This window comes from Micromonospora echinaurantiaca, from assembly GCF_900090235.1.
Lineage (GTDB): Bacteria > Actinomycetota > Actinomycetes > Mycobacteriales > Micromonosporaceae > Micromonospora > Micromonospora echinaurantiaca.
Genome location: NZ_LT607750.1, coordinates 4754244 through 4775967, shown reverse-complemented (window position 1 = coordinate 4775967; position 21724 = coordinate 4754244). Strand labels below are relative to the sequence as shown.

The 21724-nt window shown below is 74.3% G+C and carries 19 protein-coding genes; 14 read left to right on the top strand and 5 right to left on the bottom strand.

Annotated features, from left to right (window positions below):
• Positions 1-37 precede the first annotated feature (37 nt).
• The 3 genes from GA0070609_RS21385 (at position 38) to GA0070609_RS21375 (ending at position 2891) form a co-directional block, all read left to right on the top strand.
• Positions 38-1432, top strand: a complete 1395-nt coding sequence (locus GA0070609_RS21385) for a M16 family metallopeptidase (protein ID WP_088995428.1) — start codon at positions 38-40, stop codon at positions 1430-1432.
• Between the two features lie 170 nt (positions 1433-1602).
• Positions 1603-2376 (top strand): 4-hydroxy-tetrahydrodipicolinate reductase, encoded by a 774-nt coding sequence (dapB, locus tag GA0070609_RS21380; protein WP_088995427.1) that lies wholly within the window; start codon positions 1603-1605, stop codon positions 2374-2376.
• 41 nt (positions 2377-2417) lie between these two features.
• On the top strand, positions 2418-2891 hold the full coding sequence (locus tag GA0070609_RS21375; protein WP_088995426.1) for a GNAT family N-acetyltransferase: 474 nt from the start codon (positions 2418-2420) through the stop codon (positions 2889-2891).
• A 53-nt stretch (positions 2892-2944) separates the two neighbouring features.
• Here the strand turns inward: GA0070609_RS21375 and GA0070609_RS21370 are convergent, their stop codons facing one another.
• On the bottom strand, positions 2945-5053 hold the full coding sequence (locus GA0070609_RS21370) for an amylo-alpha-1,6-glucosidase (RefSeq protein ID WP_088995425.1): 2109 nt from the start codon (positions 5051-5053) through the stop codon (positions 2945-2947).
• Positions 5054-5198: 145 nt separating this feature from the next.
• Here GA0070609_RS21370 and GA0070609_RS21365 point away from each other — a divergent pair, with 145 nt between their 5' ends.
• From GA0070609_RS21365 to GA0070609_RS21350, 4 genes are all read left to right on the top strand, one after another.
• Positions 5199-6191 (top strand): LacI family DNA-binding transcriptional regulator, encoded by a 993-nt coding sequence (locus GA0070609_RS21365; RefSeq protein ID WP_088995424.1) that lies wholly within the window; start codon positions 5199-5201, stop codon positions 6189-6191.
• Between the two features lie 26 nt (positions 6192-6217).
• Complete coding sequence (locus tag GA0070609_RS21360; protein WP_088995423.1) at positions 6218-7465, top strand: sugar ABC transporter substrate-binding protein; 1248 nt, start codon at positions 6218-6220, stop codon at positions 7463-7465.
• 72 nt (positions 7466-7537) lie between these two features.
• Positions 7538-8659: a carbohydrate ABC transporter permease gene (locus tag GA0070609_RS21355; RefSeq protein ID WP_088995422.1), complete on the top strand. Its 1122-nt coding sequence runs from the start codon at positions 7538-7540 to the stop codon at positions 8657-8659.
• A 1-nt stretch (position 8660) separates the two neighbouring features.
• Positions 8661-9554 carry a carbohydrate ABC transporter permease gene (locus tag GA0070609_RS21350; protein ID WP_088995421.1) on the top strand — a complete coding sequence of 298 codons (894 nt, stop codon included), beginning with the start codon at positions 8661-8663 and terminating at the stop codon, positions 9552-9554.
• A gap of 22 nt (positions 9555-9576) precedes the next feature.
• Here the strand turns inward: GA0070609_RS21350 and GA0070609_RS21345 are convergent, their stop codons facing one another.
• Positions 9577-10158, bottom strand: a complete 582-nt coding sequence (locus GA0070609_RS21345) for a GNAT family N-acetyltransferase (RefSeq protein WP_088995420.1) — start codon at positions 10156-10158, stop codon at positions 9577-9579.
• 35 nt (positions 10159-10193) lie between these two features.
• Between GA0070609_RS21345 and GA0070609_RS21340 the strand changes: the two genes are divergently transcribed.
• Entirely contained in the window at positions 10194-11471 is a 1278-nt protein-coding gene (locus tag GA0070609_RS21340) for a glycosyltransferase 87 family protein (protein WP_088995419.1), read from the top strand.
• Here GA0070609_RS21340 and GA0070609_RS21335 read toward each other — a convergent pair.
• A complete protein-coding gene (locus GA0070609_RS21335) occupies positions 11370-11921 on the bottom strand; it encodes a GNAT family N-acetyltransferase (protein WP_088995418.1) in 552 nt (183 codons plus the stop codon). The genes GA0070609_RS21340 and GA0070609_RS21335 overlap by 102 nt on opposite strands.
• Positions 11922-11999: 78 nt before the next feature.
• On the opposite strand from GA0070609_RS21335, the gene GA0070609_RS21330 reads away from it, so the two are divergent.
• The 6 genes from GA0070609_RS21330 to GA0070609_RS21305 all read left to right on the top strand — a co-directional run bounded on the left by GA0070609_RS21330 (position 12000) and on the right by GA0070609_RS21305 (position 19196).
• Positions 12000-13229, top strand: a complete 1230-nt coding sequence (locus GA0070609_RS21330) for a winged helix-turn-helix domain-containing protein (RefSeq protein WP_088995417.1) — start codon at positions 12000-12002, stop codon at positions 13227-13229.
• Between the two features lie 4 nt (positions 13230-13233).
• Positions 13234-13785 (top strand): DUF2752 domain-containing protein, encoded by a 552-nt coding sequence (locus GA0070609_RS21325; protein ID WP_231928369.1) that lies wholly within the window; start codon positions 13234-13236, stop codon positions 13783-13785.
• 294 nt (positions 13786-14079) lie between these two features.
• A complete protein-coding gene (thyX, locus tag GA0070609_RS21320; RefSeq protein ID WP_088995416.1) occupies positions 14080-14823 on the top strand; it encodes an FAD-dependent thymidylate synthase in 744 nt (247 codons plus the stop codon).
• 47 nt (positions 14824-14870) lie between these two features.
• Positions 14871-15797, top strand: a complete 927-nt coding sequence (dapA, locus tag GA0070609_RS21315; RefSeq protein ID WP_088995415.1) for a 4-hydroxy-tetrahydrodipicolinate synthase — start codon at positions 14871-14873, stop codon at positions 15795-15797.
• Positions 15798-15849: 52 nt separating this feature from the next.
• Complete coding sequence (locus GA0070609_RS21310) at positions 15850-17538, top strand: ribonuclease J (protein WP_088995414.1); 1689 nt, start codon at positions 15850-15852, stop codon at positions 17536-17538.
• Between the two features lie 101 nt (positions 17539-17639).
• The gene (locus tag GA0070609_RS21305; RefSeq protein ID WP_088995413.1) at positions 17640-19196 is read left to right on the top strand and encodes a S1 family peptidase; all 1557 of its coding nucleotides are present in this window, start codon (positions 17640-17642) and stop codon (positions 19194-19196) included.
• Between the two features lie 160 nt (positions 19197-19356).
• On the opposite strand, the gene GA0070609_RS21300 is transcribed toward GA0070609_RS21305, so the two are convergent.
• Entirely contained in the window at positions 19357-20985 is a 1629-nt protein-coding gene (locus GA0070609_RS21300; protein WP_088995412.1) for a type III secretion system chaperone family protein, read from the bottom strand.
• Positions 20982-21461, bottom strand: a complete 480-nt coding sequence (locus GA0070609_RS21295; RefSeq protein ID WP_088995411.1) for a YbjN domain-containing protein — start codon at positions 21459-21461, stop codon at positions 20982-20984. The genes GA0070609_RS21300 and GA0070609_RS21295 overlap by 4 nt, the downstream gene beginning before the upstream one ends.
• Positions 21462-21724 lie beyond the last annotated feature (263 nt).

Genomic DNA, 21724 nt, shown 5'->3' with positions numbered 1-21724 from the left:
CCGCACCACCCACCCCTCGTCGATCTGGGAGCACCACGTGAGTCGGGCCGCAGCTGCGCCGTTTCCGCCGGATCGACGGGGGGTGGTCGCGTCCGCCGGGGCTACCCGCGGCGGCGGTGCCGCCCGGGCGGTGACCCGGACCCTGAGCGACGACCCGCTGGGCGGCACGGTACGGCGTACCGTGCTGCCCAGCGGGCTGCGCGTGCTCACCGAGGCGATTCCGGCGATGCGCAGCGTGTCGTTCGGCATCTGGGTCGCGGTTGGCTCCCGGGACGAGACCGGCCCGCAGTCCGGCGCCGCGCACTTCCTGGAGCACCTGCTCTTCAAGGGCACCCGCAAGCGCAGCGCGCTGGAGATCTCCTCGGCGATCGAGGCGGTGGGCGGCGAGACCAACGCCTTCACCACCAAGGAGTACACCTGCTACTACGCGCGGGTGCTCGACGAGGACCTGCCACTGGCCATCGACGTGATGTGCGACCTGGTCGCCGACTCGGTGCTCGACCCGGCCGACGTGGAGACCGAGCGGGGCGTGATCCTCGAGGAGATCGCCATGCACGACGACGAGCCCGGCGACGAGGTGCACGACCTGTTCGCCCGGGCCGTCTACGGTGACCACCCGCTCGGCCGGCTGATCTCCGGCACCGAGCAGACGGTCACCCCGATGACCCGGCGGCAGATCCAGAGCTTCTACCGGCGCCGCTACGTCGCGCCGCAGATCGTCATCGCCGCCGCCGGCAACCTGGACCACGCCGCCGTGGTCAAGCTGGTCCGCCAGGCGCTGCGCGGCACCCCGCTGGACACCGATCCGGCGTCGCCGGCGCCGCACCGGCCGGCCACCCCGGCGGTACGGACGAAGCTCCCGACCACCCTGGTCGAGCCGAAGGAGACCGAGCAGGCGCACGTCATCCTCGGCTCCCCCGGCATCGACCGCACCGACGGGCGGCGGTTCGCCCTCGGGGTGCTCAACAACGTGCTCGGCGGCGGCATGTCGAGCCGGCTGTTCCAGGAGATCCGGGAGCGCCGCGGCCTGGCCTACTCGGTCTACTCCTACGCCAGCCAGTACGCCGACACCGGCCTGTTCGCGGTCTACGCCGGCTGCGCTCCGGGCAAGGTCGACGAGGTGCTGGAGCTGACCCGGGCCGAGCTGGCCCGGGTGGCCGCCGACGGGTTGACCGAGGCGGAGGTCGCCCGGGGCAAGGGCATGTCGAAGGGGTCGTTCGTGCTCGGCCTGGAGGACACCGGTTCGCGGATGAGCCGGCTGGCCAAGGGGGAGCTGCTCTACGGCGACCTGATGCCGGTCGACGAGCTGCTCACCCGGGTGGACGCGGTCACCGTGGACGACGTCAACACCCTCGCCGCCGAGCTGCTGAGCCGGCCGATGTCGCTGGCCGTGGTCGGCCCGTTCGGCGAGCACGACTTCGCCGCCCGCTGACCGCCCGACCGCCGCTCGCCCGGCGCCGGCGGGCCGTGGCGGGTCGGTCCGGCACCGGCGGGCCGGCGGGTCCAAGGCCCGGCGCCGGCGGGCCGGGTCGGATCGGACGCCGATGGGACGCTGGCCCACCCGCGGGGTGACGTCGTCCCGATTGGGATAGGTTGTGCCCCGTGACTGACGAGCAGGAGAAGGGCGCGGCCGAGCCGATCCGGGTCGGTGTGCTGGGCGCCCGGGGCCGGATGGGCGTCGAGGTGTGCAAGGCCGTCGACGCGGCCGGCGACATGGAGCTGGTGGCCATGGTCGACCAGGGCGACGGGTTGTTCGCCGCCTCCGACGCCGGTGCCGAGGTGGTCGTGGACTTCACCACTCCGGACGTCGTCATGGACAACCTGCACTGGTGCATCGACCAGGGCATCAACGCGGTGGTCGGCACCACCGGCTTCACCGAGCAGCGGCTGGAGCGGGTGCGCGGCTGGCTGGCCCGCAAGCCCGGCGTCGGTGTGGTGATCGCGCCCAACTTCGGCATCGGCGCGGTGCTGATGATGCAGTTCGCCGCGCGGGCGGCCCGGCACTTCGAGTCGGTCGAGATCATCGAGCAGCACCACCCGCGCAAGCTGGACGCGCCGAGCGGCACCGCCACGCACACCGCCCGGCTGATCGCCGCGGTCCGCGCCGAGGCCGGGCTCGGGCCGGCGCCGGACGCGACCAAAGACGAGGTCGCCGGCGCCCGGGGCGCCGACATCGACGGGGTACGCGTGCACGCGGTGCGCGCCACCGGGCTGGTCGCCCACCAGGAGGTGCTCTTCGGCACCACCGGCGAGACGCTGACCATCCGGCACGACTCGTACGACCGGGCCTCGTTCATGCCCGGCGTGCTGCTGGCCGTGCGCGCGGTGCGCAACCGCCCCGGTCTGACCGTCGGCCTGGACGCCCTGCTGGACTGAAATCGCTGGCCCGGTCCCCGGCCGGCCCCTACGCTGCCCCGGTGATCGATTCGGGAGAACGGGACCGGGCCGGGCGCCAGGTCACCCTGCGGCCGGTGGACGACGACAACTGGCGGGCGGTGGCCGACGTCGCCCCCCGGGACGACCAGCGGGAGTGGGTGCCCGCGCTGGCGGCCCGCTACCTGCTGCTGACCATGCGTTCCGAGGTGTGGACCTCGCTCGCCGTGTACGCGGACGAAACGGTGGTCGGGCACGTCATGTGGGGGGTCGACGACGACGGCTCCCGCTGGATCGGCGGCATGGTCATCGACGCCGCCGAGCAGGGCCGGGGTGTCGGTCGCGCCGCCGTGGCCACCCTCGCCGGCTGGCTGGCCGCCCAGGGCGAGCCGGTGCGGCTCTCGTACCACCCCGACAACACCGACGCGGCTCGCCTCTACACGGCGCTCGGCTTCCGGCCCACCGGGGCGATGGAGGACGACGAACTGGTCGCCGAACTGGCTCCGGCCGCAGGCTGAACCGCGCCGGCCGGCGGTGGGGTCGCCGCCGCCGGCCGGGACGGCTGCGGCCCTCAGCGGGGGATCGGGGCGCCGGCGGGCCGCTGGGCGGGCACCGCCGGGCGGGTCGGCGTCTCGATGGCCAGGCTGGACGGCAGGCCGGTCACCGTGGCGTGGCCGGCCCGGTCCACGGTGACGGCGACCGGTGCGCCGGCGATCCGCAGGCCCTCGGCCGCGATCCCACCCAGACCGGCCAGCGGGGCCACCGTGACCCGGCCGGCCGGCACGTCCGGGTAGAGTCCGGCGGCGGCCTGGAGCAGCAGCACCGCCCCCGCCGCCGACCAGGCCTGCGGCCGGCACGCCGCCGGGTACGGCACCGGCCGGCCGAGCACCGACCGGTCGTCGCCGCCGTACAGCTCGGGCAGCCGGTAGTCGAACGCCTCGGCGGCGGCCAGCAGCCCGTCGGCCAGGCCGAGCGCGGTGTCGTGGAACCCGGCCCGGGCCAGCCCGGCGAGCACGATTGCGGTGTCGTGGGTCCAGATCGACCCGCAGTGGTACGACAGCGGGCTGAACCCGGCGTCGTCGCTCGACATTGTGCGCAGCCCGAACCCGCCGGCCATCGCCTCGGTGCCGAGCAGCCGGGCCACCTGCGCCTCCTCGTCGCCGGTGAGCAGGCCGGTGCCGAGCAGGTGGCCGATGTTGCTGGTCAGCGAGTCGACCGGGCGCTTGTCCCGGTCCAGGGCGAGCGCCGGCTGCGGCCCGTGGCGGCCGTCGACCCAGAACGCGGCGCGGAACCGCCGGGCGAGCCGGTCGGCGTAGCCGCGCCAGCGGTCCGCGGCGGGGCGGCCGAAGGCGTCCAGCAGGTCGGCGGCGTTGACCGCGGCCTGGTACGCGTACCCCTGCACCTCGGCCAGCACGATCGGCGCGGTCGCGAGCCGGCCGTCGCGGAACCGGACCGCGTCGCCGGAGTCCTTCCAGCCCTGGTTGGACAGCCCGTGCCCGGTGGTGTCGACGTACTCGATCAGGCCGTCGCCGTCGGCGTCGGCGTGTTCGCCGAGCCAGCCCAGCGCCGCCTCCAGCGGCGGCAGCAGCGGCTCGACCTGGTCGGCGGGCAGCCCCCAGCGCCAGGCGTCGTGCAGCAGGTTGACCCAGAGCATGGTGGCGTCCACGGTGCCGTAGTACGCCGGCGGCAGCCGCAGCCCGGCGCCGGCGAAGGCGATCTCGTGCCGGCGCAGCTCGTGCAGGATCTTGCCGGGGGCCTCGCCGGTGGCCGGGTCGACCCGGGTGCCCTGCCGGCGGGCCAGCACCCGCAGCGTGCCGGCGGCCAGGTCGGTGCCGAGCGGCAGCATCATCCGGGCGGCCCAGAGGCTGTCCCGCCCGAACAAGGTGAGGAACCAGGGCACGCCGGCGCCGAGGAACTCGTCCGCCGGGGCGGCGGCGTCGGCCAGCCGCAGCCCGCGCAGGTCGTCCAGCGCCCGGTCGAGCAGCCGCACCAGCCGCCGGTCGTCGGCGTCGACCCGCGGATGTGCCCAGCCGACCTCGGCCGGCGGGCTGACCACGGCCGCCCGGGAGTCGGTGACCCGTAGCCGCCAGCGCAACGTGACCTCGGCGCCGGGCGCCAGTTCGACCGGCCAGGCGAGCCGGGGCGTCTCGGCCGGCTCGGCGCGCACCTCGGCGTCGGTGCCGGTGACGGTGACCACCGTCCCGTCGGCCGTCCAGGTCAGCTCGCCCGGCCCTGCGGCCCGGGCCGGCAGCGCCGGGGTGGCGTCGCCGGACTTGACCACCTCGATCGGTGCCAGGTCGCACGCCAGCCGCACGCTGACCGTGGCCCGGACCGGCGTGGACGCGGTGGAGACGACCCGGATTTCCTCGGTGAGCCCGCCCGGTTCGAGCCGGCGGGTGCGGTCGATCCGGACGGTCGGGTCGGGGGTGGGGTCGCCGAGCCAGCGAGCCAGGGTCACGAAGCGCACGCCGTGCGGCCCGGCCGCGCCCCGGGCCAGCCCTTCCGGCTCGCGGTCGTCGACCCGCAGCTCGGCACGGGAGAGCACCCGGGCGTCGGCGTGGAAGACCCCCTGGACACCGACCGGGCGGATCTGCCCGGCCGCGTCCCCCAGCGCGCTGGTGGGGGCGTGCACCGCCCCGACCAGGTCGTGCAGCAGGGGTTGCAGGTGGCGTTCGGTCACGGTGGGGCTCCAGATCCTTCTCGGGCGGACCGGTCTCTTGACAGGCGGTCCCCAGGCGGTGCAAAGTGCGAAACATTCCAGCAACTTGAACGATCCAATCCTGCCGTATCTAATTTGGATCGTTCAAGACGGCGAGAGGGATCAAGTGGCTGAAAAGGTGACCATCGCGACGGTGGCCCGGCATGCCCGCGTCAGCCGCCAGACCGTCTCCAATGTGATCAATGCCCCGCACATCGTGCGGGAGGAGACCCGGGCGCGGGTGCAGGAGGCGATCGACGCCCTCGGCTACCGGGCCAACCAGGCCGCCCGGCAGATGCGCACCGGCCGGTCCCGACTGATCGCGGTGCGGATCGAACCGACCCGGGACGGGATCAACGGCTCGGTGCTCGACCGGTTCCTGCACGGGCTCACCGAGGCCGCCGAGGCGGCCGGCTACCGCACCATGCTCTACACCGCCGCCGACGTCGAGCGGGAGATCGCCGCGTACGACGACCTGCTCAGCGCGTACGACCTCGACGGTTTCGTGCTGACCGGCACCCACCACGGCGACCCGCGGACGGCCTGGCTTGCCGCGCGGGGGGTGCCGTTCGTGACCTTCGGCCGCCCCTGGGACACCCCCGAGGCGCACCCCTGGGTCGACGTGGACGGTGCCGCCGGCACCGCCGAGGCCACCCGCCACCTGTTGGCCCGCGGCCACCGCCGGATCGGCTTCCTCGGCTGGCCGACCGGCTCCGGTGTCGGTGACGACCGGCGTTCGGGCTGGTCACAGGCGATGCGGGCGGCCGGCATCGAGCCGTCCGGCTGGCACCGGGAGACCGAGGACGGCATCGCCGAGGGCGAGCGGCTGATGCGCGAACTGCTCGCCACCGCCGAACCGCCGACCGCCGTGATCTGCGCCAGCGACTCCCTCGCCCTGGGCGCCCTCCAGGTTGCCCGCGCCGCCGATCCCGCCGTCGCCGTGATCGGCTTCGACGACACCCCGGTGGCCGCCGCCGTGGGGCTGACCAGCGTCAGTCAACCGCTGGGCGAGGCGGCCGCCCGCTGCGTCGAGTTGCTCACCGCGGTGCTCGACGGCACCCACCGGACCACCGACCACGTGCTGCTCCAGCCCGCGCTGGTGCCCCGACACACCGCATGACCCCCATCCCCCACCAGGAGAATCCGATGGCATACCGATCCCTCACCCGGGCGGCGGTGGCCGGCCTCGCCGCCGTCGCCCTGCTCGGCACCACCGCCTGCGGCAGCGGCTTCGACGACAACTCCGGTGACACCGCCCAGTCCAGCGGCCCGGCCAACCTGCAGATCCTGATCGGCTCCTCGGGCGACGCCGAGACCAAGGCCGTGCAGGACGCGGCGGCGAAGTGGGCCGCCAGCTCGGGCAACAACGCCACCGTCACCCCCGCGCAGGACCTCACTCAGCAGCTCGGCCAGGCGCTCGCCGGCGGCACCCCGCCGGACGTCTTCTACGTCGACGCCGCCCGGTTCGCTGACTACGCCAGCGTCGGCGCCCTGGAGCCGTACGGCGACAAGATCAGCAACACCGACGACTTCTACCAGAGCCTGCGCAGCACGTTCACCTACGACGGCAAGCTCTACTGCGCGCCGAAGGACTTCTCCACCCTGGCGCTGCAGATCAACACGGACCTCTGGGCCAAGGCCGGGCTGACCGACGCCGACGTGCCGACCAGCTGGGACCAGCTGACCGCCACCGCCCGGAAGATCAAGGCGAAGGGGCAGGTGCCGCTGGCGCTCGGCGACACCCGGGACCGGATCGGCGCGTTCCTGGTGCAGAACGGCGGCTGGCTGATGAGCGCCGACGGCAAGCAGCCCGCCGCCGACACCCCGGCGAACCTGGCCGCCCTCCAGTACGTCAAGAGCCTGGTCGCCGAGGGCCTGGCGCGTTTTCCGAAGCAGCTCGACGCGGGCTGGTCGGGGGAGGCGTTCGGCAAGGGCGCGGCCGTCATGACCATCGAGGGCAACTGGATCAAGGGCGCCCTGAAGAACGACTTCCCGAACGTGAAGTACAAGGTCGTCGAGCTGCCCGCCGGCCCGAACGGCAAGGGCACCCTCTCCTTCACCCAGTGCTGGGGCATCGCCGCCAAGAGCAGGTACAAGGAGCAGGCGATCAAGTTCGTCGAGGCGATGACCAGCGGCGAGCAGCAGATGGCCTTCGCCACCGCGTTCGGCGTGATGCCGTCCCGGCAGTCGGTTCGCGACCAGTACACCGGCGCGTTCCCGGCGGACAAGCCGTTCATCGACGGCGCCGCGTACGCCCAGGGCCCGGTGAACGCCCCCAAGATGGACAGCGTCCTGCGGGACCTGGAGGCCGGCCTGCAGGGCCTGGCCAACGGCGACCCGAAGACGATCCTGGCGAACTTCGACAAGAACGCCAAGGCGGCGCTCGGCGGCTGAGGTGACCGGACGGGCCTCCGGCGACGCGCCGGGGGCCCGACCCGGCACCTCCTCCACACCAGGGGAGGGGAGATGGCAACGGAGGCGCTGACCGCCCCGGCCACCACACGCGGTGCCGCGCCCCGGCGGCGCGGGCCCGGCGTCCGCGGCAACGAGAACCTGGCCGGCTGGCTCTTCGTCGCGCCGGTCGTGGTGATCCTCGGACTGTTCCTGCTGCTGCCGATCCTGATGGCGCTCTGGGTCAGCCTCACCGACTGGAACGGCCAGGGCAGCCCGTTCACCGGGCAGGTGCCGTTCGTCGGGGCGGAGAACTACACCCGGCTGTTCACCGAGGACGGACTGGACCGCCGGGACTTCATGACCAGCATCCGGAACAACCTCTACTACGTGGCGATCGTGGTGCCGGCACAGACCGCGCTCGCGCTCGGCCTCGCACTGGTGGTCAACAACCGGATGCTCAAGGGCAAGGGCTTCTTCCGCAGCGCCTTCTACTTCCCCTCGGTCACCAGCTCGGTCGCCATCAGCGTGGTCTTCCTCTTCCTGTTCGCCAACTCCGGCGCGGTCAACCGGCTGCTCGCCCTGGTCGGCGTCGACGGGCCGCAATGGTTCGCCGACTCCCGGGGCGTGCTGCACCTGCTGCTCGGAGCGGTCGGCGTGGACGACCCGCCGGCCGCGCTGACCGGCGGCGGCCCGTTCGGGCTGACCTGGTGGGACTGGCTCTCCGGGCCGAGCGTGGCGATGATGTCGATCATCACGTTGGTGGTCTGGACCACCTCCGGCACCTTCATGCTGATGTTCCTCGCCGCCCTGCAGAACGTGCCGGTGGCGCTGGACGAGGCGAGCACGCTCGACGGCGCCGGCCGCTGGCAGCGGTTCCGGCACGTCACCCTGCCGCTGATCAGGCCGACCACCTTCCTGGTGCTCACCCTCGGCCTGATCGGTTCCTGGCAGGTCTTCGACCAGGTGTACGTGATGAGCCAGGGCGAGCCGGCGAAGACCACGCTCACCCCGGCGTACCTGTCGTACACCACCGCCTTCCGGGACTTCGACTACGGCTCCGGCGCCGCGATCTCGTTCGTGCTGTTCCTGATCATCATCGTGCTGACCCTGATCCAGCGCCGGGCGATGGCCGACCGCGACCCGGTCGGGCGGCGGCGGGGCTGGCGGCGTCGACGCGTACCGGAAGGGTCGTGAGATGGCCGTGCTGACCGACCGCCCGCCGGTGGCCGCGGCGCCCGACCGGCGCCGCGGCCGCGACCCCCGCGGCCTGGTCTCCCGCTTCCTGGGGTACGCCACGCTGGCCTTCTTCGGGCTGGTCTTCCTCTACCCGTTCGTGATCCAGCTCGGCAACTCGTTCAAGACCGAGCCGAACGCGGCGGCCGACCCGCTCTCGCCGATCCCCGACCCGCTGGTGCTGGCCGGCTTCGAGCGGATCTTCGCCGGCACCGACTTCCCGCTCTGGCTGGGCAACTCGCTGCTGGTCACCGTGCTGGTCACGGCCGGCCGGGTGTTCTTCGACTCGCTGGCCGGCTACGCGCTGGCCCGGCTGCGGTTCCGCGGCCGGGCCGGGCTCTTCGCCGCGGTCGTCGCGGTGCTGGCGGTGCCCGGCGTGGTGCTGCTGATCCCGAAGTTCCTGGTGCTCAACCAGCTCGGCATCTACAACAGCTACGCCGGGCTGATCGTGCCGCTGCTCGCCGACGCGGCCGGCGTGTTCATCATGAAGCAGTTCTTCGAGTCGATCCCGGTCAGCGTCGAGGAGGCGGCCCGGATCGACGGCGCGGGCGTCTTCCGCACCTTCTGGTCGGTGGTGCTGCCGATGGCGAAGCCGGCGCTGATCACCCTGACCATCCTGTCGTTCCAGGGCTCCTGGAACGAGTTCCCGCACAGCCTGGTGGCGGTCCAGGACCCGGACCTGTTCACCCTGCCGCGCGGCCTGGCCGACCTGGTCAGCGGCTCGCTCGGCAAGGGCAGCCAGTACCCGCTCAAGCTCGGCGCCGCCCTGCTGGCCACCATCCCGGTCGCGATCATCTTCGTGGTGTTCCAGCGCTACTTCGTCCGCGACGCCAACGACGGTTCCGACAAGGGCTGAACCCCGCCACCGGACGGGGGGGTCAGTCGGCGGGGACCGGCTCGGTGGGTACGGCGACGTGCAGGCGGAGCTGGGGGACGAGCATGTCGTCCACGTCGAGGGCGCGGGCGGCGCCGTCGGCCTCCCAGCCGGTGCTGGTGAGGAACTTCCGGGTCGCCTCGTCGCCGTCGAACGCCCAGGCCACCGCCCGGGCGAAACCGTCCTCCCGCCACAGGTCCACGCTCGCGGCGAGCAGCCGGCTGCCGTGCCCCCGCCGGCCCCAGCGCGGCTCGACCAGCAGGTCGGTGACCGCCACCACGTCCGCACCGAGGGCCTCGGCCGGCTCGCCCGGGGCGAGCGCCTCGGCGTCGGCCGGACCGGAGGCGGCGAACCCCACCAGATACGATTGCTCGGCCTGTTCGACGGCGACCAGCACCCGGTGACTGGGCGACGGCGGCTCCTGCACCGCGACGCTCCACCGCCGGGCGAGCCACGCCTCGTCCAGGTTGTCGAGCACGTGCCGGGGCAGGATCCGGCGATAGGCGACCCGCCAGGTCGCGAGCTGGATGCGTGCGATCTCGCCGGCGTCCTCCGGACGCGCCGGGCGGACGTACCCGAGAGCCATGGGACGGAAGCCTACGCAGGGCGAGGGAGGCGACGGTGGCCCAGGGTGCCAGAAGGACGGCGGCGCAGGTCGTCGGCGTGCTCGCGCTCGCCGTCGCGGTGACCGCCTTCCTCTCCGTGGCCGCCGTGCGGCACGGCTTCTTCGACCTGAAGGTCTACTACGGCGCGCTCACCTGGTGGGTGCACGACGGCGGCGAGATCTACGACTTCCTCAAGCCGGGCACCCAGTACGGCTTCACCTACCCGCCGTTCGCCGCCCTGGTCATGCTGCCGATGGCGTACCTGCCGTGGCTCGCGGCGATCGCCGTGAGCGTGACCCTCAGCGTGCTGACCAGCGCCGTGTTGATCTTCTGGCTGCTCGACCCGGTCGCCCGCCGGGCCGGGTGGACCCGCTGGTTCGCCCTGGCCGTCGCGCTCTGCCTGGTCGCCGCGTACGAGCCGATGCGCGAGACGGTCAACTTCGGCCAGGTCAACACGCTGCTGCTCTTCCTCGTCGCGGTCGACCTGCTGCGCCTGCTGCCCGGCGGCAGCCGGTGGGCCGGAGTGGGCATCGGCCTGGCCACCGCGATCAAGCTGACCCCGGGCATCTTCATCGTCTACCTGCTGGTCACCCGCCGCTGGCGGGCGGCGGTCACGTCGATCGTCACCGCCGCCGTGGCCACCCTCGTCGCCGCGGCGCTTTTCCCGGATGCCTCCCGGGAGTTCTGGACCGAGGCGCTGTGGAACACCGGGCGGGTGGGCGAGCTGGCGTTCGTCTCCAACCAGTCGCTGCGCGGGGTGGTGGCCCGGCTCGACCCGGAGCGGCCGAGCACCCTGGCCTGGCTGGTGCTGGTGGCCGCGACGGTGGCGCTGTGGGCCTGGCGCGCCGGGGCCGCGGCGGCCGCCGGCGACGAGGCGACCGGCCTGGCCCTCACCGGCGCGGTGATGTGCCTGGTCAGCCCGGTCACCTGGGTGCACCACCTGGTCTGGCTGCTGCCCGGGCTGATCCTGCTGGTGGACAACGGCATGGCCGCGCCGGCCGGCAGCCGCCGACGCCGGGTGCTGCTGGCCGCCGCCGCCGTCGGGTACGGCTTCCTGACCAGCCGGATCGTCTGGGCCTGGGAGAAGGACTTCACCGGGGTGGACGGTTTCCTCGGCGCCAACACGTACGTCTGGATCAGCCTGGCCCTGCTGGCGTTCCTGCCGATCCGCCGTCCGGCGGCGCCCGCCGGGTCAGCCGTCGAGGCGGCCGGCGTACCGCAGCTCGACGAGCCCGACGGGCGGGCGGCCGCCGGCGAGCGGCACCGGATAGGTCGACCGCTCACCGTCCGGTGACAGCCCGGCCCGCTGGTAGAACCGGCGGGCCCGGTGGTTGCCCGCCAGCACCCAGAGCCGGTACTCGACCCAGCCGCGCTCACGCAGCCCGGCGCGGGCGGCCGCGAGCAGCGCCCGGGCCGTGCCGTCGCCCCAGTGCGCCGGCTCGACGTACACCGCCAGCACCTCGCCGTACGCCGGGTCGAGGTCGCCCCGGTCCTGGTTGTTGCGGTACGGGCCGAACGTGGTGAAGCCGGCGAGCACGCCGTCGACCTCGGCGAGCAGGGTGGTGAACGGGTGCTCCGGGTCGGCGGTGCCGACGTCGCGGCGGCGCTGTGCCCAGGCCGCCACGTTCAGCCGGGCCAGCACCTCGTCCGGCATCAGCCCGGCGTACCCGGCCTGCCAGCCGTGCACGTGCACCCGGGCGACCGCCTCCGCGTCATCGGGCTCTTCGCGGCGGATGGTGAGCATGTGTCCGTTCTATGCGGGCGCGGGCGATCGGTCCAGCGGCCGCTCCGGTGTCGTAGGGGTGGACTACCGTCGCCGACGATGACCGCACCGGAATCGCTCTCGCTCGCCCAGGCCCGCCGGGTGGCGCTCGCCGCCCAGGGCTTCGCCGACCCGGCACCCACCGGGGTGCCCACCCGCCGGCACCTGCGCCGGGTGCTCGACCGGGTCGGGCTGATCCAGATGGACTCGGTCAACGTGCTGCAACGCGCGCACTACCTGCCGCTCTACAGCCGGCTCGGGCCCTACCCGACCACGCTGCTCGACACCGCCGCCTACCGCCGGCCCAGGGAGCTGTTCGAGTACTGGGGGCACGAGGCGTCGCTGGTGCCGGTCGGGCTGCACGCGGCGCTGCGTTGGCGGATGGACCGGGCGCACAGCGAGTCCTGGGGCGGCATGCGGCGGATCGTCCAGGAGCAGCCCGAGCTGGTCGCCTGGGTACGCGACGAGGTCGCCGCCCGGGGCCCGCTGACCGCGGCCGAGATCGAGCACGACGGCCCCCGGGAGACCGGCAACTGGGGGTGGAACTGGTCGGCGGTGAAACGCGCCCTGGAGTTCCTGTTCTGGGCCGGCGAGGTGACCGCCGCCGAGCGCACCACCTCCTTCGCCCGCCGCTACGACCTGCCCGAACGGGTGCTGCCCGCGGCCGCGCTCGACGCGCCGACACCGACCGACGCCGAGGCGTACCGCACGCTGGTGGCGATCGCCGCCCGGTCGCTCGGGGTGGCCGCCGAGCCGGAGCTGCGCGACTACTTCCGCCTCCCGCTGGCCGGTGCCCGGCAGGCGATCGCCGAGCTGGTCGAGGCCGGCGAGCTGCTGCCGGTCACGGTGGCGGGTTGGCGGCAGCCGGCCTGGTTGCACGCGCAGGCCCGGCTGCCCCGGTGGGTACGCGGCAACACCCTGGTCAGCCCGTTCGACCCGCTGGTCTGGGAACGCGCCCGCACCGAGCGGCTCTTCGACTTCAGCTACCGGATCGAGATCTACGTTCCGGCGCCGCAGCGGGTGTACGGCTACTACGTGCTGCCGTTCCTGCAGGGCGACCGGTTCACCGCGCGGGTCGACCTGAAGGCCGACCGCAAGGCCCGGGTGCTGCAGGTGCCGGCCGCCTGGGCGGAACCGGGCGCCGAGCCGGGCGAGACCGCGCTGGCGCTCGCCGCCGAGCTCTACCGGCTCGCCGGCTGGCTCGGCCTGGACGCGGTGGCCCCGCCGGCCGCCGGTGACCTGGCCGGCCCGCTGGCCGCCGCGCTGGTGGGCGTCGCCGGTGTACGGTGAGCGCGTGACGAGCGTTGACGGACCGGTCGGCCAACCGCAGTCGCCGACCAGCGCGTCGGACGACCCGGCGTGGCCCGCGGGTCAGGTGCCGCCCTACCCGGTCGCCGAGCCCGATCGGCTCACCCGGTTCGTGACCCGGCTCTACGAGCGCTCGCCGCGCTGGGTCGTGCCGCTGGCCGCGGTCGGCTGCGTCGCCGCCGCCATCGGCTACACGCTGATCAGCGACCCGACCCGGTCGGCGCCGGACGCCGCGCCGACCTGCCTGCTGAAGCTGACCACCGGGCTGGACTGCCCCGGCTGCGGCGGCACCCGCGCGGCCTGGTACCTGCTGCACGCCGACCTGCCGGCCGCCGCCCGGCACCACTTCCTGTTCGTCTTCGCGCTGCCCTTCCTGGCGTACCTCTTCGTCGCCTGGGCCGGCCGGCAGGCGTTCGGCTGGCGGTTGCCGGAGCTGCGGATCAGCCCCAAGGTGATCGCCGGTTTCCTCGGCGCCTGGCTGGCCTTCTCGGTGGTCCGCAACCTGCCCTGGGCCCCGTTCACCTCGCTCTACGTCTGACCTGAGCGCGACCCGCCGGTCGTCACCGGCCGGCCCGGGGATCCGCCCGGCCGGCGGCGGTGGGTTTGCTGCTCGCGTCCTTTGGAGCTGAATCGTCCCACGTCATCACGTCCGTCGCCGCCGGCGCGGCCGGCGCGGCCGGCGCGGCTCGGCGGGCGGGTGATGTCCTGGACGACTCAGCTCCACAGCGTCCGACGGCGGGTGCGGCGCTTCCGGGCGTGATCGAGGTTGCATCGGGGCGAGCCGGACTTGGGCGGGGCGAGCCCCACCACTACAGTCCGAGGAATGCCGGACATGGTGCAGCCGCAGGTGAAGTTGATCGCGTGGACCCACTTCGAGGCGCCGGACGAGGTGCCGTGGTCGACCGACGCCGAGGGCGGCCAGGCGCTCGCCGAGTTCGCCGGTCGGGCCTGCTACCAGAGCTGGAAGAAGCCCAACCCGGCCACCGCCACCAACGCCGGCTACCTGGCGCACATCCTGGAGGTCGGGCACCTGTCGGTGCTGGAGCACGGCTCGGTGAGCTTCTACTTCACCGGGGTGTCCCGGTCGTTCACCCACGAGCTGATCCGGCACCGGCACTTCTCGTACTCCCAGCTCTCCCAGCGGTACGTGCCGGAGCGGGACGCGGCCATGGTCGAGCCGGCTGTGATCGCCGACGACCCGGAGCTGCACAAGAAGTTCGTCGAGGCCGCCGAGGCCAGCGTGCGGGCGTACAACGAGTTGCTGGAGGGGCTGGAGCGACGCTTCGCCGACGTGGAGAACGCCACCCTGCGGCGCAAGCAGGCCCGGCAGGCCGCCCGCGCGGTGCTGCCCAACTCCACCGAGACCCGGATCGTGGTCACCGGCAACTACCGCGCCTGGCGGCACTTCATCGCCATGCGGGCCACCGAGCACGCCGACGTGGAGATCCGCGAGCTGGCCGTGGAGTGCCTGCGCCAGCTGCAGCGGGTCGCCCCGAACGTCTTCGCCGACTTCGTCATCTCGACCCTGCCGGACGGCACCGAGGTGGCGGCCAGCCCGCACGCCGAGCTCTCCTGAGCCCTTCCCCGGCGGCGCCCCGGTGGTCGTCCGCTAGGTTGGATGGCATGACGCACGACCACCCTGACACCCCCGCCCGGGCGGTGTCCCGCCCGTTCGGGCGAGTGCTCACGGCCATGGTGACCCCGTTCACCGCCGACGGCTCGCTCGACCTCGACGGCGCCGCTCGGCTGGCGAACCACCTGGTCGACGAGCAGGGCAACGACGCGCTGGTGGTCAACGGCACCACCGGCGAGTCGCCGACCACCACCGACGCGGAGAAGGAGCGCCTGATCCGGGTGGTGGTGGAGACGGTCGGCGACCGGGCCACGGTGGTGGCCGGGGTGGGCACCAACGACACCCGGCACACCATCGAGTTGGCCGCCGCCGCCGAGAAGGCCGGCGCGAACGGCCTGCTGGTGGTCACCCCGTACTACAACAAGCCGCCGCAGAGCGGCCTGCTGCGCCACTTCACCGCGGTCGCGGACGCCACCGGTCTGCCGGTGATGCTCTACGACATCCCGCACCGGGCCGGCGTGCCGATCGCCACCGAGACGATGGTCCGCCTCGCCGAGCACACCCGGATCGTGGCGGTCAAGGACGCCAAGGGCGACCTCACCGCGACCAGCTGGGTGACCAGCCGCACCAGCCTCGCCTTCTACAGCGGCGAGGACTCGCTGACCCTGCCCGCGCTCTCGGTGGGCGCCGTCGGCGTGGTCGGCACCTCGACCCACTTCACCGGCGCGCTGACCAAGCGGATGATCGAGGCGTACGACGCGGGGGACACCGGCACCGCGCTGGAGCTGCACCGGCGGCTGCTGCCGCTGTACACCGGCATCTTCCGTACCCAGGGCGTGATCCTGGTGAAGGCCGGCCTCGCGGCCCAGGGCCTGCCGGCCGGCCCGGTCCGCCCGCCGCTGGTGGACGCCACCGACGACGAACTGGCCCAGCTGCGCGCGGACTGCGCGGCGGCGGGCCTGGCACTCCCCGAATGACCGAACGACACGACGGACGCCCGGTGACGGCGTCCCAGAATGAGGTGGACGCGTGACCGAGGCGCACATCACGGCGGAGCTCCCCCCGCCGCTGCCGGAGGGTGGACTGCGGATCATTCCGCTCGGCGGGCTCGGCGCCATCGGCCGTAACATGACCGTCTTCGAGTACGACGGCAAGCTGCTCGTCGTCGACTGCGGGGTGCTCTTCCCGGACGTGGAGCAGCCCGGCGTCGACCTGATCCTGCCCGACTTCGGCCCCATCCTGGACCGGCTCGACGACGTGCAGGCGATCGTGCTCACCCACGGTCACGAGGACCACATCGGCGCGGTGCCCTACCTGCTCGCCCACAAGCCGGACATCCCGCTGGTCGGCTCGCAGTTCACCCTCGCCCTGGTCGAGGCCAAGCTCGCCGAGCGGCGGATCCAGCCGTACACGCTGACCGTGCGGGAGGGCGGCCGGGAGCGGCTCGGCCCGTTCGAGTGCGAGTTCTTCGCGGTCAACCACTCGATCCCGGACGCGCTCGCGGTGGCCATCCGCACCCCGGCCGGCCTGGTGCTGCACACCGGCGACTTCAAGATGGACCAGCTCCCGCTGGACGGCCGGATCACCGACCTGGCCGGGTTCGCCCGGCTCGGCGCCGAGGGCGTGGACCTGCTGCTCTCCGACTCCACCAACGCGGAGATCCCCGGCTTCGTCACTCCGGAGCGGGAGATCGGGCCGGTGCTCGACTCGATCTTCGCGAAGGCCACCGGCCGGATCATCGTGGCCTCGTTCGCCTCGCACGTGCACCGGGTGCAGCAGGTCTTCGACTCCGCCGCCGAGCACGGCCGCAAGGTCGCGCTGATCGGCCGGTCCATGGTCCGCAACATGGGCATCGCCCGTGACCTGGGGCTGCTCAACATCCCGGCCGGCCTGGTCATCGGCATCGAGGAGGCGACCACGCTGCCGCCGGAGCAGATCGTGCTGATGTCCACCGGCTCGCAGGGCGAGCCGATGAGCGCGCTGGGCCGGATGGCCAGCGGCGACCACCGGCACATCACCATCGCCCCCGGCGATACCGTGGTGCTCGCGTCCTCGCTGGTGCCCGGCAACGAGACCTCGGTCTACCGCGTGATCAACCGGCTGGCCCGGGCCGGCGCGGTGGTGGTGCACAAGGACGTGGCCAAGGTGCACGTCTCCGGTCACGCGCCCGCTGGCGAGCTGCTCTACCTGCTCAACGTGGTGCGGCCGAGCAACCTGATGCCGGTGCACGGCGAGTGGCGGCACCTGCGCGCGCACGCCCGGCTCGGCATCGAGTCCGGGGTGGCGCCGGACCGGGTGGTGCTCTGCGAGGACGGCGACGTGGTCGACCTGGTCGAGGGGCGGGCCAGCCTGGTCGGGCACGTGAAGAGCCGCTACGTCTACGTCGACGGCCTGGCCGTCGGCGACGTCAGCGAGTCGCTGCTCACCGAGCGGCGGATCCTCGGCGACGGCGGCTTCATCGCCACCACCGTGGTGGTCGACTCGGTCACCGGCAAGGTGGTCGGCGGCCCGACCGTCTCGGCGAAGGGCTTCTCCGAGGACCCGGGGGCGTTCAACCCGGTGATCCCGCTGGTCACCGAGGCGCTGAACCGGGCCGCGGCGGACGGCATCACCGACCCGCACCAGCTCCAGCAGATCGTCCGGCGCACCGTGGGGCGCTGGGTCAACGACGCGTACCGCCGGCGGCCGATGATCGTGCCGACGGTCGTCGAGGTCTGACCGATCTGGATCGTTTCCCGTCGATCGTTCAACCGTCCGCCCCGTCCGCCCGTACTCCGTCCCGGCAGGCCTGACCAGGCCGGCCGGGAGGAGCGTGGCGGATGGACCGCAGACGGATGACAGCCATCGGTGTCCTGGTGGCGACGGCGGGAGCGGCGGCGGCGGTGACCCTGCCGGCGCTGGCCGGGGAGGGCACCGCCCCACCGGCGGACCGGCCGGGCGGCGCGGCCGCCGGGGTCGCGCCGGAGGTGCTCGACGCGATGCGGCGGGACCTGTCGCTCAGCCCGGAGCAGGTGGTCGACCGGCTGCGCAGCGAGCGTCAGGCGGCCGGGGCGGTGGCCCGGCTCCGTACCGAACTCGGCGCCGACTACGGCGGCAGCTGGCTCAGCGCGGACGGCCGCCAGCTGACCGTGGCGGTCGCCGACCCGGCCGACGCCGACCGGGTACGCGCCGCCGGCGCGGTGCCGAAGCAGGTGGCCCGGGGCGTCGGCGAGCTGGACGCGGTCAAGCGCCGGCTGGACCGGGCCGGCGCCCAGGCCAGCCCGGACGTGGCCGGCTGGTACGTGGACGTGGCCGACAACAGCGTGGTGGTGCTCGCCCGGCCGGGCGCCGAGGCGGCCGGCCGGCGGTTCGCCGTGGCCGGCGGGGCGCCCGCGGGCGCGGTCACGGTGCGGACCGCGACGGAACAGCCGCGGCTGCTGTTCGACGTGCGCGGCGGGGACGCGTACTTCATCAACAACGCCGGCCGCTGCTCGGTCGGCTTCTCGGTGGTCGGCGGGTTCGTCACGGCCGGGCACTGCGGGCGGCCGGGGGACCGGACCACCGGCTCGAACCGGGTCGCCCAGGGCACCTTCCGCGCCTCGTCCTTCCCCGGCGACGACTGGGCCTTCGTCGAGGTGAACGGCGACTGGACGCCGCAGGGCGTGGTGAACGACTTCAACGGCGGCACGGTGCCGGTGGCCGGCTCGCAGGAGGCGCCGATCGGGGCGTCCATCTGCCGGTCCGGCTCGACCACCGGCACCCGCTGCGGGGTGATCCAGGCCCGCAACGCCACCGTCAACTACCCGGAGGGCACGGTCACCGGGCTGACCCGGACCAACGTCTGCGCCGAGCCGGGCGACTCGGGCGGCGCCTGGCTCTCCGGCGACCAGGCCCAGGGCGTCACCTCCGGCGGCTCGGGCGACTGCACCCGGGGCGGGGTCACCTTCTTCCAGCCGGTCAACGAGATCCTCGCCGCCAACCGGCTGACCCTGGTCACCGCCGACGGCGGCGAGGTGCCGCCGCCCTCCGCGCCGGCCGAGCCGCCGGCCGCCACCACCCCGCCGCCGACCCCGCCAGCCGGCGGCGAGAGCGACTGCACCGGCCAGGTCACCCGCGCCGGCTCGCTGGCCGCCGGGCGGACCCAGACCCAGCCGGACGGCCGCTGGTTCCGGGCCCCGGCCGGCCCGCAGCGGGCCTGCCTGGACGCCCCGGACGGGGCCACCTTCGCGCTCACCCTGCAGCGCTGGACCGGCACCGGCTGGCGGACCGTGGCCCGCGCCGACACCGACGGGGCGGCGGCCCAGCTGGCCACCGAGGGCCCGGCCGGCGCCTACCGCTACCGGGTGACCGCCCTGCGCGGCTCCGGCGACTACACGCTGGCGTTCTCCGCCGGCTGACGCCACCCGACCGGGCCGGTCGCCGACATCCCCGTGCACGTCGGTGACCGGCCCGGAGCCGGTGACACGGAGACCACCCCTGGGCCGGGGATCAGGTTGCGCGGCTGTCGGATGGCGGTCTCCGGACGTCGGGGCGGCAACCCGCGGCGCCGTTCGCGCGTCAGGGCAGCGCGGCGACCGCCTCGGCGTACCCGGCGCCGGTGCGCACGGCCGCGTCCACCAGCACCGCGAGCTGGGCCGGGGCCACCCCGTGCGCCAGGTCGGTGCTGACGTCGCCGGCCAGCGCCAGCTCGCCGCCGAGGTCGTGCACGTACGCCTTCGGCAGCAGCCGGTCGTGGTTCCACGCGTTGCAGAACGCGTACGCCTCGGCCAGCCGGCCGGTCGGCAGCCGACGCGCGGCGACCACCCGTACGTGCAGGATCTCACCGCGCTCACCGGCCCGGCGGAACTGGATCAGCGCCTCGCCCCAACGGCCGAGCACCGCGCCGCCGCCGTCCACGTCGTACCGGTCGCCGCGCCGGTCCAGCTCGGCCGTGATCATCGACAGGGTCAGCGGCACCGGTTCCAGCTCCGCCGGCCCGGCGTCGCCGTCGTCCGGGTCGTCGAGGTCGTCCGGGGCGTCGTCGGCGGGCAGCGGGACCGGGGCGGCCAGCGGCCGCTCGGCCAGCCAGGACGCGATCCGGCCGGACTGGTGGCCGGTGCCGTTGCGGGCGTCGAAGCTGCCGGCCAGCCGGGTCGTCGTGCCGAGCAGGGTGTGCCCCAGCGTCTCGACGTCCAGCTCGGCGGCCGGTCGCGGGCCGGCGGCGGGGCGGCGCAGCGTCCGGTGGCCCAGGCCCGCCTCGACGGCGAGCGCGCAGAGCAGCGCCCCGGCGGCGGCGAACTCCATCGCCGACAGGTCGTCGGCCGGGCGGTCCAGCCGGGGCAGCTGCTCGGCGAGGATGTCCAGCCCACGGTCGAGGTGCCCGCCCAGCGCGCAGAACCGCAGGTGCGCCGAGAGGTACGGAAAGGCCGCCGGTTCCCGCCGGTGCCGCCGGTACGCCCGCACGTGCGCCGCGCCGGCCCGCTCCGGCTCGCCGGCCCGCAGCCAGGGCAGCAACGCCCCGGCCAGCGCCCGCTCCGGTTGCTCGGTGCAGGTGACCGTGCCGTCGAGCGGGTCCCGCAGCACGTCCAGCGCGGCGGACCAGTCGCCCCAACCGGCGAGCAGTTCGGCGCGGCGGACCGGCGCGCAGCCGGGACACCCGTCGGCCGGCCCGGGCGCGGCGGCGGTCCACCCGTCGTACCACCGGCGGGCGGTCGGCTCGTCGCCGAGGTGGTCGGCGATCCGGCAGCGCAGCTCCGCGACCACCGCGGCGTCGCCCGCGTCGGAGGCGGTCCGGCCGGCCAGGTCGTCCAACATGGACCGGGCCTGGTCCAGCCCGACCCGGGGGGTGCCGAGCAGCGCCTCCACCGCGTACCGCTGGTAGCGCAGCAGCAGCTCGACGTCGGCCGCGGGCAGCAGGTCGGGCCGGCGGTCGACGGCCGCCAGGCAGCGGCGCACCGGTTCCACCAGCCGCCACCGCTCCCCGTCCAGCAGGTACGCCTCGACCAGCGCGAACCGGGCCGCCACCGCGGAACGGTCGTCCCCGGCCGCGTCGGCGTGCGCGGCGACGCGTTCCAGCTCGGCGGTCCGGGCCTCACCGTCGGGCAGGTCCCGGGCGTCGGCGAGCGCGTCGGCCAGCGCCGCGTCCGCCGGCCCGGGCCGGCCCGCCCCACCCGGTGTCGCCCGCTGGCGCTCGCCCCGCCCGGTCACGCGATCACCGCGCCGGGCAGCCGGCGCACCTCGGCGGCGAGCTGGCAGCCGGTGGCGATGCCGCAGTCGAGCAGCTGGTCCAGTTGGTGCGGGGTGACCCCCCGCTCCAGGTCGGCGATCACCTCGCCGCAGACCCGGGCCCGGCCGTCGTCGTCGACGTGCACGAACGCCTTGGGCCAGAGCCGGTCGTGGTTCCAGCCGTTGCAGAACGCGTACAGCGCGGGAACCTGCTCGATGGAGAAGGTGGGTGCGGCGACGGTGCGCACCTGGAGCAGCTCTCCGGCGGCGCCCAGGCGCAGGAACCAGATCAGGCTGTCGTCCCACCGCCCGACCAGGTCGCCGTCCGGGTCGCGCTGGACCACGTACCCCCGGTTGCCCAGCACGGCGACGATCAGCTCGCCGGTCAACGGCCGCAGTTCCCGGGGCGGCCCGGCCAGGGGGCCGTCCGGACCGTCCTCGATTTCCGGCGACGCCATGGGGGCATCCCTTCGGGGGCGAATATCACGGCCGACGGCGAGGTCCGTGCTGCGACGCGCGGACACGACCCGGAAAAGCGGCGATCTGCCGGGTCACGCCGTTAAGTTGATGCTATGGCGGGCCGTACCTCTCAGGCGAGCCGGCGGCGCGGCGCGTCGCCGCGCGGTGGCACGAACAGCCGTGCCCGCCAGCCGGCGAAGAAGAGCCGCACCCCGGCCCGGCGCCGCACCGCGGCAGCCCGCCCGGGCCCGGCGGTCTACGT